Origin of the sequence: Hamadaea flava, assembly GCF_024172085.1 — a bacterium.
Classification (GTDB): Bacteria; Actinomycetota; Actinomycetes; order Mycobacteriales; family Micromonosporaceae; genus Hamadaea; species Hamadaea flava.
Genome location: NZ_JAMZDZ010000001.1, coordinates 242,608 through 258,477, shown reverse-complemented (window position 1 = coordinate 258,477; position 15,870 = coordinate 242,608). Strand labels below are relative to the sequence as shown.

The window sequence follows — 15,870 nt, the reverse complement described above, 5'->3', positions numbered from 1 at the left end:
CAACGATGAGCGGCTACTCCGGCACTCCCCTGCCCCGCAAACTCGGCATCACCCCCACCACCCGCCTCGCCGTCCTCCACCAACCCGACGGCCTCACCCTCCACCTCGGCGTCACCGCCCACACCACCCTGCGCGGCCCCCACGACGTCATCCTCCTGTTCACCACCAGCCGCGCCACACTGCTCCAAGCACTTCCACGAGTACGCACAGCGATGACCCCCGACGCCGCCTTCTGGGTCTGCTGGCCCAAACAAACCGCCGTCAAAAAGGGCCTCGCCGCGCCCACCGACCTCACCGAAGACGCCGTACGCGACATCGCCCTACCGACCGGCCTCGTAGACGTCAAAGTCGCCGCCATCGACGACACCTGGTCCGGACTCAAACTCGTCATCCGCCGAGAATTGCGCTGACCCGCTACCGTCTGCCCATGCCACCAGCCGCGGACCCGGGCACCTGGGCGACACTTCCCGCCGCCACGCGGGCCGAGGCGCTCCGGCTCGCCGAACACGGCAAGGCCCACTCCGACCCGGCCATCGTCGCCGCCATCATCACCGCCGCGCGCTACGACCGTGCGTACCGACACCAGACCGAGCGGATCGTCGGCCGCATCGGCATCACACTCTTCACCAGTAGCTGGCTCGCCATGTACTACTACGGCGGCTTCGAGGTCACCGGCCGCGCCTGGCTACCCGTGATGACCACACTGCTCGGCTTCGGCCTGATCACAGCCGCCACCCGACAGCTCCACCTGCAGCTGCCACTCGACCGACTGCTCATCGGCGTACCCGCCCACGCCGAAGTCACCAACCTGCGAGCCATCCTCCAGCACACCCCGACGCCACCGACGGCTCCGCTGACGGTCCGGCGCACCTGGCTCGTCACACTCACCGGCGTCACACTCTTCGCCCTGGCCACAGCGGTGATCGTCCCCGCCATGATTGCCTGGCTCGAGCTGCCCACCCCACCCAACGCCGGCGACCTGCCCCGCAGCATCCTCACCGAGCCACTGCTCCCCGCCGCAGCAGCCCTCGTCTGGGCTGTGATGCTCCCCCTACGCCGCCGCCCCTTCCTGCGCCTCTCCGAAGCCGGAATCCACACGCTCTACGGCAAACCGACACCCTGGACCGACATCACCGGCCTCTACCTCAAAGGCCCCCGGCCCAACGCACCCACCGCCGACCTCCAAATCGAATACGAACAGCGCGACGGCCGACGAGTCGCCATCGACCTCGACGGACTCGACCACACACCCGAGCAGATCGTGCTCGCGGCGCGGGCGTACCACACGCGTCAGACCGCTCAACCGATGAGCGCGAGCAGCCGGACCGCCTGAACCTCCAGCGTCCCCGGCGGATTCCGGCGCACCGCCGGCCCACCCGGCAACAACAGATGCAGCCAGAACGCCGCCCACCACAACCGCGCCAACCGCAACCGGCCCGCATCCACCCCCAGATCCGCGAACCGCGCGCAGAACACGTCCGCGTCCAGCTCCCGGGCCGACAGATGCTCCACCAAGGTCCCCAGCTCGTACGCCACATCCGACGAGCCCGCGTCCTCGAAGTCGACCACCCGGACGCGTACGCCGTCCCACAGGTAGTTCGCCAGATTCGGATCACCGTGCCCGACGACCTGCCCAGCGGCCGACGACGGCAGCGGCGGCAGGCCGAGCGCGGCGTCGAACGCGTCCCCGGCGACCCCCGGCGGCCGGGCCGACTCCGCCAACCGCCGGCGCACCTCAGCACAGCAGTACGCCGGATCGAACCGCCGCGGCGGCAATGATCCCACCGGCGCCGACCACAACCGGCGCAACGCCACCTCGAGCGCGTCCAGGCGTGGCCCGTCGAGACGTCCCGACAACGGCTCTCCCGGTAGGACGGTCATCGCCAGCCATGGCGGATCGGTGTCCAGACCGGACTCGATGACCTGCGGCACCAGATCCGGCACCGACGCGGGCAACGCCGACAGCACCGTCCACTCGCGTACGTGTTCGCCCCGATCCCACGAGGCGTACTGCTTGACCAGCACGTTCTCGGTGACGACGAACCGATGCGTCGAATTCAAGATCGACAAGGGCGGGCCCCTTTGAGTCGGTGCGCCGAAGGCGCTCCTGTTGGATAAGTCCCCCAACGCTCACACCGCGTAGGTCGTCCTAGGACACTAGAAATGCGGTCATCGCGTCGGCGTACGCCTCGGGTTCCTCGATCGGCGCGTGCCCGCTGCGCGACAGGAGCACCAGCCGGGCGTTCGCCATGCGGTCCACGATGTCCCGGCAGGCGTCCACGCCGACGGTGCGGTCGTAGAGCCCGACGATGACCAGCGTAGGCACGTCCAGCTCCGCCAGGTCGTCGAGCAGGGAACCCGGCCGCTGCTCCGCCAGCACGGCGTCGGCGAACTCCGCGTTGTACGCGAGCCCCTCCCCCTCCGGCAGGCCCGGCGGACGCCGAACCTCCGGATCGTTGAGGGAGAACCGCGCACCGGTCTCGGCGTCCATCGCCGCCCACAGGTGGCGCAGCGAGCCGAAAGACGGCCGCCCCACGGCGAATTCCAGCGACGGCGCCGACTCCCGCAGGACCCGGCGGAACGACGGATCCGCGACCGCGTCCAGCCCGGCGAGGCGGTTGTCCCACCGCAGCGGGCCCAGGATCGGCGGGGCGACCAGGATCAGCCGGCGGACCGAGGCCGGATGGCGCACGGCGTACTCGGCGGCGACCTGGCCGCCGAACGAGAAGCCGGCGACGGTGACCGCATCCAGGTCGAGCGCGCCGATCAGCCCGTCCAGATCGGCGACCAAGGCTTCCATCGAGTAGCCCGGCGCAGGACCGGAGCGGCCGCAACCGCGCTGGTCGTAGTAGACGACCGGATGCGACGCCCCCAGGTGCGGGCCGACTGTCCGCTCCAGCAGGAAGGCGTTCGCACCTGGCCCGCCGTGGATGAAGACGACGGGCTCGCCGGGAGCCTCACTCCCCTCGACCCGGATCCAGTGCTCGACGTCGTTGACGGTGATCCGGTGTTCCCCGTTGGGCAGCATACGCCACTCCCTGTAAGGCGTCCTAGGACATTAGATGTGCGGTGGGGTCAGCGCGCTGACCGTGAACGGGTGACGGACTGGATAGCCGCTACGCTCGGCGAACATCTGCGAGTTCACCAGGAACAGCCGCCCGTCCAGGTACGCGGCCGTGGTCGGAGTGTCCGCCACCGGCCGCTCCCAGCGCTCGACGACCTTCGCCGTACGCCCGTCGGCGGACAACGTCAGCGCGGTCAGCCACATGCGGATGCGGCTGTCCTCCTCGGAGTTGTCGCAGGCGTACAGGACGTCGCCGACCCAGACCAGGCCGTCCCCGGCGACGTGGACTCCCCCGAGATCCACCCGTTCGGCGGTGGCCGTGACGGTGTCCACTCGCCACAGCACCTCCTCCGCCTGATCGCAGACGATCAGGGTGCCGGGCGCCGGGCCGGGCACGATGCCGTTGAGGAAGCAGTCCGCCGGATCGGGCGCGCCGAACGCGCCGAGGTCGATGAACTCCTCGGCCGGTCCCACCTCGCCGCCGACGGCCAGCCGCCAGATCACCGGCCGCTTCGAATCGGTCACATAGGCGTACCCGTCCTGGACGCAGATGTCGTTGAGGCCGGTGACCTCGGCGTCGACCGTGACCCGCGCGGACAGCTCGCCCGTGGCCGTGTCGTACGCGAACAGGTGGCCGGTCTCCCAGCCGCACACCAGCAGCCGCCCGAGCGGGTCGACGGTGAGCCCGAGTGCCTGGGTACGCCCGTCGGCGCCGGCCGGTTGCCAGACCTCCAGCGTGGCTTCGCCGAGGTGGCCCCGGAAGATCGTGCCGTGTCGGGCGCTGGACACGTAGAAGACGTCCCCGTGGCTCGCGATGCCCTCGGGCATGATGTCGGGCGGGCCGGACGGCAGGGAGTAGGTGTCGATCACTCGCCGCAGGCTACCCGAGGACGGGTCAGGCGTAGGGGTCGATCAGCTCGCCCGTCGTCGCGTCGCGCAGCTCGATGGCCTCCATGGGGCAGTTCGCCGCCGCGTCCCGGACCCGCTCGTCCGCCTCGACGGGCGACGCGAGCGGGGCCGAGCGGGCGTCGCCGTCGAGAGCGAACCGGTCGCTGGCGACGCCGACGCACATGGCCGAGCCGACGCATCGCGACCGGTCCACTGTGACGGTCCACCGCGGGGCCGGGGCCATGTCAGGATTCGTCCCAGCGCACGGGCAGCGACGCGACCGAACGCAGGATCATCGTCGGCTTGAACGCGATGTCGGCGTCGTCGAGGTCGATCGCGAACCCGGGCAGGGTGCGCAGGATGCCCGCGAGCGCCTCCTGCAGCTCCATCCGGGCCAGCTGCGCGCCCAGGCAATGATGTACGCCGGCGCCGAACCCGAGGTGCCCGTGCGAGTCGCCGCGGTGCAGGTCGAGGGTGTCCGGATCGACGAAGGCACGCGGATCGCGGTTGGCCGAGGCGAGCGCGGGCAGCACCGCCTGCCCGGCCGGGATGGTGACGCCGGACAGCTCGACCGGCTCGGTGGTGACCCGCGCGATGCCACCCGCACCCCCGCCGAGCTGGGTGAACCGCATCAGCTCCTCGATCGCGGCGGGCACCCGCGACGGGTCGGCCCGCAGCGCCGCCCACTGCTCCGGATGCGCCCGCAGAGTCAGCAGGATCATCACGATCTGATTAGCGGTGGTCTCGTGCCCGCCGATGAGCAGCGACACCCCGAGGTTGACCAGTTCGGCCTCCGACAGCCGGTCGGCGTTGTCGCGGGCGTCGATGAGCGCCGTCATCAGGTCGTCGGCCGGATGCGCCCGCTTCTCGGCGATGAGCTCGGTCAGGTAGCCCTGCAGGCTCGCGAACGCGGCCATCATGATCCACGGATCGCGGGTGCGGTCGCCCATCGCCGCGTCGGACCAGCCGTGGAACCGGTGCTGGTCGGACTCCGGCACGCCGAGCAGGTCGCAGATGACGCGGACGGGCAGCGCCAGGCTGAAGCCCGCGACGAGGTCGGCCGGCTGCGGCTGCTTCCGCAACGCGAGGAGCAGATCGTCGACGATCGCCGTCACCCGCGGCCGCAACTGCTCGACGCGGCGGGCGGTGAAAGCGCCGGCCACCAGCCGCCGCAGTCGCGTGTGCTCCGGCGGATCCAGGCCGAGGATGGACTCGCTGGCCAGCCGGCCGAGTCCCATCTCGACCTCGCCCGCGACGGCGTGCGCACGGGAGAACCGCGGATCGGTGAGCACCTGGCGGACGTCGGTATGCCGGGTGACGAGCCAGGCGGTCGCCCCGTCCGGGAAGACGACCGGGGCGACCGGGCACTCCTCCCGCAGTTCACCCAGCTCCGGTGCGGGGTGGTAGAGGGACGGCGGCTCGGTGAACGGGAATTCGACAGGCGTACGGTCGGCGATGGTCATCACGACCCCCTCGTGCGTGCAGCCGGCACTCCGAACACGCTAGCAATAAATACATCAATTGCTCAATATGTGCTGGATGAGTGAACTCCGGCGCACGCCGAGGGCCGTCAAGCGCGCGTGATCGCGTTCGCCACGATGGTGTCGTGCACGTACTGGGCCAGGCCAGGCCGGTGCTGATCGTAGTTGCGGGTGAACCGCTCGTCCGCCAGGTACATCTCGGCCAGCCCGGTGTGGATCTCGAACGTGCAGTCGTAGAAGAACTTCGACAGCTGCTGCCGGTGCTCCTCCGCCAGCGCCATGCCCGCCTCGCTGTCGGCCGGCACCCCCGCGTCGTACGCGGCGATCCAGCGCTCGAGCAGATCCGCCGTCTCCTGCTGGATGCGCAGCCAGTCCTCCTTGGTGTACCGCTGGGTCCGGCGCGCCGACTCGGCGTACGCGTCGGTGCCGCCCCAGCGCTGCTCGGCCTCGGCGGCGTACTGGTCGGGGTCGAAGTCCCCGAACACCTCGAACTTCTCCTCGGGCGTGAGGTCGATGCCCACCTTCTGTGCCTCCAATACGTATTCGACCGCCGCCACCATCTCCCGCAACCGGGCGATCCGGCCGGTCAGCAACCGGTGCTGGCGGCGCAGGTGCTCGCGCGCGTCCGCGTCCGGGTCGTCGAGGATGACGGCGATCTCCTCCAGGGAGAACCCGAGTTCCCGATAGAGCAGGATCTGCTGCAGCCGATCCAGGTCGGCGGCGTCGTAGCGGCGGTATCCGGCGCTCGTGCGGCCGCCGGGCGTCAGCAGCCCGATCTCGTCGTAGTGGTGCAGCGTGCGTACGGTGACCCCGGCCAGCTCGGCGACCTGTCCCACGGTGTGGCTCATGGCTTCCCTCCTTCCGGCTGTCGTTCCGGGATTACAGCCACGGTGCCGCCTCCCGTTACGTGAGGGTCAAGCCCGATCGGCAGGCGCTGGTGGAGGCGCTGCTAGAAGTCAACCACGATGATCATCGGCCGGCGGCGGCTCAGGCCGGGAATCCGCTTCAACCGGGGCGCCAGCCAGCCCGCCAGACCCCGGCCGACCCGCGGCTGCACCTCGCGTACGTCGGAGATGGCCGGCGACAGCGCCCGCAGCCGGGGCAGGTCCTCCGGGCCGACGAGCCAGTGCAACGGCGGCGGCTCGAACGCGCTGCGGCCGCGTACGTGCCGGACGACCTGCTGATCGATCGCCGGAGTGATCGCGTCGAAGATCATCCGGCCGCCGGGGAACCGCTCCGCGACGGTGACGAGCAGCCCTTCCGCCTCCTCGGGCCGGAGGTACATCATCAGACCCTGAGCGGTCACGAGGACGCCCTGCGCCGGGTCCACCTCGTCCAGCCACGCCTCGTCCAGCGCCGACCCGGCCCACAGCCGCTGCCGGTCCTCCTGCGGCAGCAGCCGGCGGCGCAGCTCCACCATCGGCGGCAGGTCGATGCTCAGCCAGCGGACCTGCGGATCGCCGACCCGCCAATAGGTCGTCTCCAGTCCCTCGCCCAGCGCGACGACCTGCCCGCCCGGGTGCAGGCCGAGGAACCGGCGCACCTCGTCGTCGAAGGTCCGCGCCCGCAGCGCCATGATCTGCGGCTGCACCGGGAAGCCCACGCCGAAACGGGCCTCGAACGGATAGTCGAACTGCTCGATCAGATGCACCGCCATCGGGTCGGGCAGCACGGTGTCCGGCCGCCGGGCCTCGCGTACGCGGTGATAGAGCGTCCACAGCGCGGTCTCCGGCACACCGCTCAGGCCCGGGTCGATCCCCATGATCGAATCGTATCGGCGCGGAGCCCGTCACAGATGCACCGACCGGTAGGGTCGTCGGGTGACCGAAAAGGCGGAAGCGACAGCCGACCCGGAAATCGCGACGGACGTCCTGACAGACCCGGAAACGACGGCGGACCCGGAACTCGAAACCACCTGGGACGGGCTGCCGATCGCGCCCGACAACCCGCGCGGCGCCGGCGTGGTGGTCCGCCGCCCCGGGCCGGACGGGCTGGAGTTCCTGCTGCTGCACCGGACGCACGAAGGTCCCGACTACGAGGGCGACTGGGCGTGGACGTCGCCGTCCGGCGCCCGGCATCCGGGCGAGCCGGTGCTGACCGGTGCGGCCCGCGAACTCGCCGAGGAAGCCGGGCTGCAAGACCTGGACCTGCGCCCGGTCGACCTGTCCGGTGGCTGGGCGGTGTTCGCCGCCGAGGTCGACCCGGCCGCCGCCGTCGTCATGATCGACCCCGAGCACGACCGCTTCGAATGGCTTTCTCGGGATGCCGCGCTCGCCCGGCTCGCCCCCGAATCGGTCGCCGACAACTTCCGGCGCGGGTCCGGCGTACCGCTGCCGCGGCTGGCGTACCGGCCGCTGGACCGGGCGGACTTCCCGGCCCTGCTCGGCTGGCTCGCCGAACCCCACGTCGCGAACTGGTGGCGACACCGGCCCGAGGACCTGGCCACGATCGAGCGCAAGTACGGCCCCCGGGTCGAGGGCAACAGCCCGGTACGCGTCCAGGTGCTGCTCGTCGACGACGTCCCGGCCGGGATCTTCCAGCACTACCGGACCGCCGACTATCCGGCGTACGCGCAGGCCGTGGGCGAACCGGACGCGGTCGCGATCGACTACCTCATCGGCGACCCCGCCCTCGTCGGGCGCGGCGTCGGCCCGCAGGCGATCTGGGCGTACGCCCGGGACGTGGTCCCTGACGCGGCGCGCGTGCTCGCCTCCCCCGACACGGGCAACGAGCAGTCGATCCGGGCGCTGCTCAAAGCCGGATTCCGCTACGAACGCGACGCCGCGGTGGAGGACCGCACCGAAGCGGTCTGCGTCCTCGACCGCGCCCGGATCTTCGGCTAACCCGATCGGCGGTACCGGCCCGGCGGCAGCGCGTACTGGCGTTTGAAGGCGGCGGTGAAGGCGTACTCGGAGCCGTAGCCGACCCGGCGGGCGATCGCGTGCAGCGGGGCGTCGGTCTGCCGTAGCAGCCGGGCCGCCAGCGTCATCCGCCACCACGTCAGGTACGCCAGCGGCGGCCGTCCGGTCAGTTCGGCGAACCGGCGGGCGAACGGCGCCCGGGACAGCCCGGCCTCGGCGGCCAGCGTGGCGACCGTCCACGGCCGGGCCGGATCGCGATGGACGGCGTCGAGCGCGGCCACCGTCGCGGGATCGCGCAACGCGGCAGCCCAGCCGGTCCGGGTGTCCGGCGCGGCGTCGTCGACCCAGCTGCGCAGGATGAGCAGCAGCAACGTGTCCAGCAGCGCCCGGACCGCCGCGTCGCCGCCGAGCCGGGGCGCGGCCAACTCGGCCGCGAGCAGGTCGACCACCGTACGCAGCTCGGGGTGCCGGCCGAGGTGCGCCGGCAGATGGATCAGCTCCGGCAGGCTCAACAGGAACGGATGCGTCAGGGCCCGATCCAACTCGTACGCCCCGCACAACGTCACCGTCGGGCCGCCCGGGCCGCTCGGTCCACTCGGCTCGCCCACCACCGCGACGGCGCCGCGCTGACCGGGCGGCCCGGTGGGTTCGCACTCCGGCACGGTCACCGGCGTCGACGCGCTGTCGGCGAGAGTGAGCCCACGCCCGTGCGGCACGAGCAGGACGTCACCGGGAGCCAGCGCCACCGGCCCGGGCTCGACCAGCGTGCACGGCCCGCCAAGGATGATCTGGAACCCGGCCGAGCCCGGCACTCCGGCGAACCGCTGCGCCCACGGCGCGTGCCAGGTCACCTGCGCCGACCGGGGCCGGCCCGTCCGCATCACGCTGATCACATCGCTGAGCACGTCCACGGACACACTCTCTCACGAGACGATTGCTTAAGTTTTCAGGACTGCATCCCATAGATCGTCTCGCGGAGGCCGATCTAGCGTCGAGGACATGCAAGCCGCGAGAATCCACGCCTTCGGCGACCCGTCCGTGATCCGCCTCGACGACGTCGACCGCCCGGTCCCCGGACCCGGCGAAGTCCTCCTCGAGGTCGCCGCCACCTCCGTCAACCCCTCCGAGATCGGCCTCCGGTCCGGCTGGCTCACCGAGATCCTTCCGGTCACGCTGCCGTACACGCTGGGCTGGGACGTCGCCGGCACGATCACGGCGATCGGCCCGGGCGTACGCGGGCTGACGCCGGGCGACCCGGTCATCGGTCAGCTCGACGGCGGCGCTGCCGCCGAGTACGCCGTCGCGCCCGCCGAACTACTCGTACGCGCCCCGCACCGGATCCCGCTGCGAGACGCCGCAGCGCTGCCGATCGCCGGGCTGACCGCGTGGCAGGCGATCGACCGCGCCCGGATCCAGCCAGGGCACCGAGTCCTCGTCAACGGGGCGGGCGGCGGCGTAGGCGGATCGGTCGTGCAGCTCGCCCGGCACGCTGGTGGGCACGTGATCGCCACCGCCTCCGCCCGCAGCGCCGACGCGGTACGCCGCTTCGGCGCACACGAGGTCGTCGACTACACCGCCGGTCCCGTCGCCGACGCCGTGACCGAACCGATCGACGTGCTGCTGCACCTGGTCCCCGACTCGGGAGCCGCGGTCGCCGGGCTCGTCCGGCCGGGCGGCGTGATCGTCTCCATCACCACCGAGGTGGCGGCCGACGGCGTACGCAGTGAGCAGTTCGTGATGCGGCGAGACCCGGCGCAGCTGGCCGACCTCGTCCGGCTCGTCGACGCCGGGGTGATCTCCCTCGACATCGCCGACGTCCGGCCGCTCGCCGAGATCGCCGCGGTGCACGCCGACGCCGAGGCCGGCCGGCTCCGCGGCAAAACCCTGATCGTGCCCAGCGCAGGCCGAAAGGGCTAGACCAGGTCGCTCGGGTCGGTGTTCGCCCCGCACACGATGACGGCCACCCGTTCGCCCGGCTCGGGCCGGTACGCGGTCAGCCCGGCGTACGCCGCGGCCGCCCCGGGTTCGGCGACGATCCGCCACTCGTCCCACAGCCGCTGCCGGGCCTCCCGGATCGCCGCGTCCTCGACGAGGGCGCTGACCATTCCCGTGCGCTCGGCGACGGCGTACGCGATCCGGCCGGCGCGGCGCGCCCCGAGGGAGTCGGCGGCGTACCCGCCGACCTCGACGTCCACCGGGCCACCGCGGCCGAGGGCCGTACGCAGGCTGGGCGCCGCGACCGGTTCGACGCCGACGACGCGTACCGGCGTATCGGCCAGGGCGGCCGCGATGCCGCCGACGAGCCCACCGCCGCCGACCGCCACGAGCACGGTGTCCACCGTGGTGTCCTCGACGAGTTCCAGGGCGATGGTGCCCGCTCCGGCGACCATCTCAGGCTGGTCGTACGCGTGACACACGAACGCGCCGGTCTGCGCGGCCCGCTCGGCCGAGGCAGTCAGGGCGTGGCTGTACTCGGTGCCCGTCTGCACCACGGTCGCGCCGAGCGCCTGGAGCCGCTTCACCTTGACGGCGGGCGCGTTCGCCGGGACGTGGATCTCGGCCGGTACGCCGATCTGCGCGGCCGCCCACGCGACGGCCAGCCCGGCGTTGCCGCCGGACGCCGCGATCACCCCGGCCGGGCCCAGATCGCCTCGTTCCTGGGCGGCGAGCACGTTGTTGAGCGCGCCCCGGGCCTTGAACGAACCCGTGTGCTGGAGGTATTCGAGCTTGAAGACCAGCTCCGGCGCCGCCTCGAACAGGGGCGTACGCCGGATCCGGCCCTCGATGCGCCGCCGGGCGGCGGTGATGTCCGCCGGCGTGATGTCCGCCGCGGGAACGTCGGCCTCGGTGATCATGTGCCCAGCGTAGGCGGGAGGGGTGGCCGGGGGCGACAAACCCCCGGCCAAACGCCGTCCGCTTCGGGCCGACCGTCACCGGCCGGTTGTTCAGCGCGCTACAGACCCGAGGAGACCGCTGCCATGAGCGTCCCGGACGCGGTGTCCCCGGACATCTCCCAGATCATCGTGCCGAGCAGGCCCTTGCTCTTCAGCCAGGTCATCTTCTGCCCGATCGACCACGTGTCGTCGAAGGACCACCACTGCCCGTTGGCTCCGGTGTAGCAGTAGGTCGAGACCGACTGCGTGTCGTGGTACACCGTGCAGCCCGGCACGCCCGCGATCAGATTCGAGTAGCCGCGCGTACCGGCCTCCTCGGCGAACTGGCCGGGCGCCGCGCCGGTGGCCGACTGCCATTCGCCGTTGACGCCCCCGGCTGCCACGCCCTGCCAGCCCCGGCCGTAGAAAGGCAGGCCGAAGGTCAGCTTGCGGGGGCTGATCCCGGCGTCCAGATAGCTCTGGATCGCCAGGTTCACGCTGAACTCGAAGGCGTACGGGTCCTGCGTGTCGCGGTAGAGGTTGGCCTGGTGCCCGGTGCGGTTGGGCTCCCACGAGTTGTCCGAGCCGGCCCCGTGGAAGTCGTAGCCCTGCACGTTGGCGAAGTCCAGCGAGCTGAACACCCCGGTCGGGCCGATGTCCCAGCCCGCCGCGATCTTCGCCGGGTCCGCCGGGGTGAACGCGGTGAGCAGGTACCGCTTGCCGGTGGTCACGGTCAGCGCGTCCATCTGCCGCCGGAACTCCGCCAGCAACAGGGTGTTGTTCGCCTTGTCCGCCGGGCTCACGTGATTGCCCGCGTGGCCCTCCGCGCCGGGCCACTCCCAGTCCAGGTCGATGCCGTCGAAGATGCCGGCCGCCGTGCCGGGACCGCCCGCCCCGTTGTACGCGGGCAGGTTGCCCTTGAGGTAGATGTCCAGGCAGGACTGGACGAACTTCTGCCGGCTGGCCGGCGTCGCCGCGACGTCGGAGAAGTACTTCGAGTAGGTCCAGCCGCCGATCGAGATGAGCACCTTGAGGTTCGGGTACTTCACCTTGAGCTTCTTGAGCTGGTTGAAGTTGCCGCGCAGCGGCTCCCAGCCGGTGTCGCCGACGCCGTCGACCGACTGCGACGCGGCCATCGGGCGGCCGTAGTCGGCGTCCGCGTCACCCGCGCCGGTGCCCTGGTCGGGGTCCTGCGGGTTGCCGGAGACGCCCTTGGTGACGCCCTGCAGGCAGGTCAGGTTCACCGGGTCGATGTTGGCGAACGCGTAGTTGATGTGGGTCAGCTTCGCCGCCGAGCCGCTCGTGTCGAGGTTGCGGACGAAGTACTGCCGCCCGTAGATGCCCCACTGCACGAAGTAGCCGACCTTGGCGTACTGGCCGGAGCCGATCACGTCGTCGGTCGTCACGCTGACGGCGTTGCTCGCCGCCGACACGTTGTCGTAGGTGTCGCGCGCTTTCACCGTGAACGAGTACGCCGTCAGCGGCGACAGCCCGGACACGGTCGCGCTGGTGCCCGTGACACTGGCCCGCAGGGTGGTGCCGGTGTAGACGTCGTACCCGGCGATGCCGCTGGCGTCGGTGCTGCCCGTCCAGGCCAGGCTCACCGTCGTCGAACTCTTCGCGGTGGACCGCAGGCTGCTCGGCGCGGTCGGCGCGGTGGTGTCGTCGGCCGGGTTCAGCGTCGTCACGCTCACGGGCGCGCTCGCCGCCGACAGGTTGCCCCGGGTGTCCTTCGCCCGGACGCTCAGCGAGTAGGCGGTGTTAGGGGTCAGCCCGGTCACCACCGCGCTGGTGGTGGTGCTGGAGCCCACGACGGTGGAGCCGGACAGCACGTCGTAGCCGGCGATCGGGAAGTCGGTCGCCGCGGCGGCGGTCCACGACAGCGACACCGTCTTGGTGGTACGCCCGGTGACCGACAGCCCGGTGGGCGTACCGGGGGCGCGGTCGGCGCTGCCGTCGCACTTGTTGCCGTTGATCCGGCAGTTCAGCGGGGCGGCCCCCGACCCGTACGCCACCCACCACGGGCTGTACGGCTCGGTCGTCGCCCCGGCGGCCACCGTCCCGTTGTAGTGCGCGTTGACGATCGTCACGTGCGAACCGGACTGGCTCGCGACTCCGTTGTAGACGTTGCCGAGGGTGGCCCCGGACGGCAGATCGAACTCCAGGGACCAACCGGTGATCGCCGCCGACGTGGGATTGGCGACGACGTACTTGTCGAGATACCACGAGCCGTTGTTCGCCGCCGAGAACGTCGCGGTCAGCCCGGCCGCGGCGTACGCGGCGGGCGCGGCCGCGACCAGGGCGGTGGCCACGATTCCCGCGGTGAGCAGCGCGCCCATCAGGCGTCTGGTGCGCATGAGCCCTCCCCAATTTTTAGGAAACTTTCCTGAATATTTAAGGCTGGACCGTGCCCGAGTCAATGCCACATTCAGATTTCTGGATAAGTTGCCTGCGGCAACATCAGGCACAGTCGCAGGCAACGTCCGGCACAGCGGCACGCCTCTACCCGGCATGAGAAGGTTCGCTTCCCGCGCCGTCGCCGTCGCAGCCGTCCTGGGCGCCGGGCTGCTCGCCATGCTGCTGGGCCTGCCGGGAGTCACCATGGTGACCCTCGACCGCTGCCACGTCACCTACGACCGGCTCGAACGGCAGCAGTCCCGCTGCGACGGGCATTGGCGATCGCTGTTCGGCACCGCGTACGGCCCGGTGAACGGCGCGTTCGTCGGCACCGACTGGCAGGCCGTCACCGCCGAACCGGACAGCCGCTACGAATGGGAGGTCACCATCCCCGAGTCCGGCCGGCGGCAGCTCGCCCTCGCCGGTCCGGGCCGGGCGTACGCCGTCGCCGCGCTCGATCCGCTGAAGCCGGCCCCGCAGCTCTGCGTCGCACTGCTCCTCCTGCCGGCGCTCGGCTTCCTGATCGCGACAGCCCGGCGAGCGGCCCGGGACCGCGCTCAGCAGAAGATCGCCGATTGATCCGGCCGACCGTGTCCGGTCACGTCCGGCGGCTCCGACGTCCCGGGTGAAAGGATCGCGAAGAGGAGGAGAGCCCGATGAAGTACATGATCCTGACGTTCGGCTCGCAGGCCGACTACGACCTGATGAGCGGCAAGGGCGACGTCAGCCCGGAAGACTGGGCGCCGATGTACCAGTTCATGGAGAACCTGAACCGTGAGCTGACCGAGTCCGGCGAGCTGGTCGACACCAAGGCGCTCGTCTCGCCCGTGCACACCCGCCGCGTACGCGGGCTGGCCAACGGCGTCCCCGTCGTGACCGACGGACCCTACGCGGAGACCGAGGAGGTGCTCGCGGGCTGGTGGATCGTGGAGTGCGACGGCTTCGACCGGGCCACCGAGATCGCGGCGAAGCTGTCCGCCTGCCCGAGCCCGGGTGACGTCTGGGCCAACGGGTACGCCGACGTCCGGCCGATCGCCGACGGGCGCGACGAACTGGACCTGTGACCCCCGGGACCACCTGATGAACGGCATGACCGAGACCGAGGATCTGCTGCGCGACCTGGCGCCGCGGGTCCTCGGCGCGGTCGTGCGCCGGTACGGCCACTTCGACCTGGCCGAGGACGCCGTGCAGGAGGCGTTGCTGGCCGCCGCGACGAGCTGGCCCGCCGACGGGCTGCCCGCCAATCCCCAGGGCTGGCTCATCACGGTCGCCGCCCGGAAGCTCACCGATCTGCTGCGCAGCGAGCAGGCGCGGCGCGCCCGCGAGGAACGGTATGTCCTGCTGACGAAGGGCACGAACGCGGAATCCGGTGGGCCCAGCGAGGACGACACCCTCGTCCTGCTCTTCCTGTGCTGCCATCCGGCGCTGACTCCGGCGTCGCAGATCGCGCTGACGCTCCGTGCGGTCGGCGGCCTGACCACCACCGAGATCGCCCGCGCCTTTCTCGTCCCCGAGGACACGATGACGCGGCGAATCACCCGCGCCAAACAGGCCGTCGCCACCAGCGGCCAGCCGTTCGCGCTGCCCTCGCCGGCCGACCGCGATCAGCGGCTCGCCGCCGTGCTGCACACGCTCTACCTCGTGTTCACCGAGGGGTACGCGACCACGTCCGGCCCAGCGCTGCATCGAGTCGAGCTGACCACTGAGGCGATCCGGCTGACGCGGATGCTGCGTCGGCTGCTGCCGGACGAGTCGGAAGTCGCCGGGCTGCTGGCGCTCATGGTGCTCACCGACGCACGTCGCGCTGCGCGTACCAGTCGGGACGGAGCGTTGGTGCCGATGGCGGAACAGGACCGCGGACGGTGGGACACGGGCCTGATCGCCGAAGGCGTCGACCTGATCACCGCAGCCTTGCCGCGCGGGCCGGTGGGTCCTTATCAGCTGCAGGCCGCCATCGCGGCACTGCACGACGAGGCGCCGAGCGCCGAGCAGACCGACTGGCCGCAGATCCTCGCGTTGTACGAGGTGCTGCTGAAGCTGGCCGACAACCCGATGGTGGCGCTGAATCACGCGGTGGCGGCGGCCATGGTGCACGGCCCGCAGACCGGACTGGACCTGCTCGAACCGCTGGCCGCCGATGCCCGCACGCGCGACGACCACCGCCTGTACGCCGTCCGCGCACATCTGCTGGAACGGGCCGGGCGGCTCGACGAGGCCCGGGCGGCGTATCGGGACGCCGCCGACCGGGCGCGCAACCTCCAGCAGCAGCGGTACCTCAACGGCCGGGCAGCCAAGCTCTGACGGGT

General features: G+C 71.4%; 17 protein-coding genes. 7 read left to right on the top strand and 10 right to left on the bottom strand.

The features are described 5' to 3' along the window. Positions 1–5: 5 nt before the first annotated feature. Positions 6–410 carry a DUF3052 domain-containing protein gene (locus HDA40_RS01320; protein ID WP_253750396.1) on the top strand — a complete coding sequence of 135 codons (405 nt, stop codon included), beginning with the start codon at positions 6–8 and terminating at the stop codon, positions 408–410. Between the two features lie 17 nt (positions 411–427). Continuing rightward, complete coding sequence (locus tag HDA40_RS01315; protein WP_253750393.1) at positions 428–1,333, top strand: hypothetical protein; 906 nt, start codon at positions 428–430, stop codon at positions 1,331–1,333. Here HDA40_RS01315 and HDA40_RS01310 read toward each other — a convergent pair. The 7 genes from HDA40_RS01310 to HDA40_RS01280 form a co-directional block, all read right to left on the bottom strand. Then, positions 1,300–2,070: a phosphotransferase family protein gene (locus HDA40_RS01310; protein WP_253750390.1), complete on the bottom strand. Its 771-nt coding sequence runs from the start codon at positions 2,068–2,070 to the stop codon at positions 1,300–1,302. The genes HDA40_RS01315 and HDA40_RS01310 overlap by 34 nt on opposite strands. A gap of 79 nt (positions 2,071–2,149) precedes the next feature. Next, a complete protein-coding gene (locus HDA40_RS01305) occupies positions 2,150–3,028 on the bottom strand; it encodes an alpha/beta fold hydrolase (protein ID WP_253750387.1) in 879 nt (292 codons plus the stop codon). A 30-nt stretch (positions 3,029–3,058) separates the two neighbouring features. Next, positions 3,059–3,934 (bottom strand): SMP-30/gluconolactonase/LRE family protein, encoded by an 876-nt coding sequence (locus tag HDA40_RS01300; protein ID WP_253750384.1) that lies wholly within the window; start codon positions 3,932–3,934, stop codon positions 3,059–3,061. A gap of 25 nt (positions 3,935–3,959) precedes the next feature. Continuing rightward, positions 3,960–4,196, bottom strand: coding sequence for a ferredoxin (locus tag HDA40_RS01295; protein WP_253750381.1), 237 nt, complete (start codon positions 4,194–4,196; stop codon positions 3,960–3,962). A 1-nt stretch (position 4,197) separates the two neighbouring features. Next, positions 4,198–5,415 carry a cytochrome P450 gene (locus tag HDA40_RS01290; RefSeq protein WP_253750378.1) on the bottom strand — a complete coding sequence of 406 codons (1,218 nt, stop codon included), beginning with the start codon at positions 5,413–5,415 and terminating at the stop codon, positions 4,198–4,200. Between the two features lie 107 nt (positions 5,416–5,522). Beyond that, the gene (locus HDA40_RS01285) at positions 5,523–6,281 is read right to left on the bottom strand and encodes a MerR family transcriptional regulator (RefSeq protein ID WP_253750375.1); all 759 of its coding nucleotides are present in this window, start codon (positions 6,279–6,281) and stop codon (positions 5,523–5,525) included. Positions 6,282–6,382: 101 nt separating this feature from the next. Then, positions 6,383–7,195, bottom strand: a complete 813-nt coding sequence (locus tag HDA40_RS01280) for a class I SAM-dependent methyltransferase (protein WP_253750373.1) — start codon at positions 7,193–7,195, stop codon at positions 6,383–6,385. A 58-nt stretch (positions 7,196–7,253) separates the two neighbouring features. Between HDA40_RS01280 and HDA40_RS01275 the strand changes: the two genes are divergently transcribed. Next, positions 7,254–8,276, top strand: coding sequence for a GNAT family N-acetyltransferase (locus tag HDA40_RS01275; protein ID WP_253750371.1), 1,023 nt, complete (start codon positions 7,254–7,256; stop codon positions 8,274–8,276). Here the strand turns inward: HDA40_RS01275 and HDA40_RS01270 are convergent. Beyond that, positions 8,273–9,205, bottom strand: a complete 933-nt coding sequence (locus tag HDA40_RS01270) for an AraC family transcriptional regulator (protein ID WP_253750369.1) — start codon at positions 9,203–9,205, stop codon at positions 8,273–8,275. The two genes, HDA40_RS01275 and HDA40_RS01270, sit on opposite strands and share 4 nt — an antisense overlap. An 88-nt stretch (positions 9,206–9,293) precedes the next feature. On the opposite strand from HDA40_RS01270, the gene HDA40_RS01265 reads away from it, so the two are divergent. Continuing rightward, on the top strand, positions 9,294–10,211 hold the full coding sequence (locus tag HDA40_RS01265) for an NADP-dependent oxidoreductase (RefSeq protein ID WP_253750367.1): 918 nt from the start codon (positions 9,294–9,296) through the stop codon (positions 10,209–10,211). Here HDA40_RS01265 and HDA40_RS01260 read toward each other — a convergent pair. Beyond that, a complete protein-coding gene (locus HDA40_RS01260; protein ID WP_253750365.1) occupies positions 10,208–11,149 on the bottom strand; it encodes a serine/threonine dehydratase in 942 nt (313 codons plus the stop codon). The genes HDA40_RS01265 and HDA40_RS01260 overlap by 4 nt on opposite strands. 98 nt (positions 11,150–11,247) lie before the next feature. Continuing rightward, a complete protein-coding gene (locus tag HDA40_RS01255; protein WP_253750363.1) occupies positions 11,248–13,524 on the bottom strand; it encodes a glycosyl hydrolase family 18 protein in 2,277 nt (758 codons plus the stop codon). A 154-nt stretch (positions 13,525–13,678) separates the two neighbouring features. On the opposite strand from HDA40_RS01255, the gene HDA40_RS01250 reads away from it, so the two are divergent. The 3 genes from HDA40_RS01250 to HDA40_RS01240 all read left to right on the top strand — a co-directional run bounded on the left by HDA40_RS01250 (position 13,679) and on the right by HDA40_RS01240 (position 15,865). Beyond that, positions 13,679–14,143 (top strand): hypothetical protein, encoded by a 465-nt coding sequence (locus tag HDA40_RS01250; protein WP_253750360.1) that lies wholly within the window; start codon positions 13,679–13,681, stop codon positions 14,141–14,143. A gap of 77 nt (positions 14,144–14,220) precedes the next feature. After that, the gene (locus tag HDA40_RS01245) at positions 14,221–14,628 is read left to right on the top strand and encodes a YciI family protein (RefSeq protein ID WP_253750357.1); all 408 of its coding nucleotides are present in this window, start codon (positions 14,221–14,223) and stop codon (positions 14,626–14,628) included. A 16-nt stretch (positions 14,629–14,644) separates the two neighbouring features. After that, the gene (locus HDA40_RS01240; protein WP_372502810.1) at positions 14,645–15,865 is read left to right on the top strand and encodes an RNA polymerase sigma factor; all 1,221 of its coding nucleotides are present in this window, start codon (positions 14,645–14,647) and stop codon (positions 15,863–15,865) included. The last annotated feature ends 5 nt before the right edge of the window (positions 15,866–15,870 follow it).

What these genes read in the sequence shown, in the direction of transcription:
- HDA40_RS01320 (WP_253750396.1), top strand. Translation starts at nt 6, where the DNA reads ATGAGCGGCTACTCCGGCACTCCCCTGCCCCGCAAACTCGGCATCACC.
- HDA40_RS01315 (WP_253750393.1), top strand. Translation starts at nt 428, where the DNA reads ATGCCACCAGCCGCGGACCCGGGCACCTGGGCGACACTTCCCGCCGCC.
- HDA40_RS01305 (WP_253750387.1), bottom strand. Translation starts at nt 3,028, where the DNA reads ATGCTGCCCAACGGGGAACACCGGATCACCGTCAACGACGTCGAGCAC.
- HDA40_RS01295 (WP_253750381.1), bottom strand. Translation starts at nt 4,196, where the DNA reads ATGGCCCCGGCCCCGCGGTGGACCGTCACAGTGGACCGGTCGCGATGC.
- HDA40_RS01290 (WP_253750378.1), bottom strand. Translation starts at nt 5,415, where the DNA reads ATGACCATCGCCGACCGTACGCCTGTCGAATTCCCGTTCACCGAGCCG.
- HDA40_RS01285 (WP_253750375.1), bottom strand. Translation starts at nt 6,281, where the DNA reads ATGAGCCACACCGTGGGACAGGTCGCCGAGCTGGCCGGGGTCACCGTA.
- HDA40_RS01280 (WP_253750373.1), bottom strand. Translation starts at nt 7,195, where the DNA reads ATGGGGATCGACCCGGGCCTGAGCGGTGTGCCGGAGACCGCGCTGTGG.
- HDA40_RS01265 (WP_253750367.1), top strand. Translation starts at nt 9,294, where the DNA reads ATGCAAGCCGCGAGAATCCACGCCTTCGGCGACCCGTCCGTGATCCGC.
- HDA40_RS01260 (WP_253750365.1), bottom strand. Translation starts at nt 11,149, where the DNA reads ATGATCACCGAGGCCGACGTTCCCGCGGCGGACATCACGCCGGCGGAC.
- HDA40_RS01255 (WP_253750363.1), bottom strand. Translation starts at nt 13,524, where the DNA reads ATGCGCACCAGACGCCTGATGGGCGCGCTGCTCACCGCGGGAATCGTG.
- HDA40_RS01250 (WP_253750360.1), top strand. Translation starts at nt 13,679, where the DNA reads ATGAGAAGGTTCGCTTCCCGCGCCGTCGCCGTCGCAGCCGTCCTGGGC.
- HDA40_RS01245 (WP_253750357.1), top strand. Translation starts at nt 14,221, where the DNA reads ATGAAGTACATGATCCTGACGTTCGGCTCGCAGGCCGACTACGACCTG.
- HDA40_RS01240 (WP_372502810.1), top strand. Translation starts at nt 14,645, where the DNA reads ATGAACGGCATGACCGAGACCGAGGATCTGCTGCGCGACCTGGCGCCG.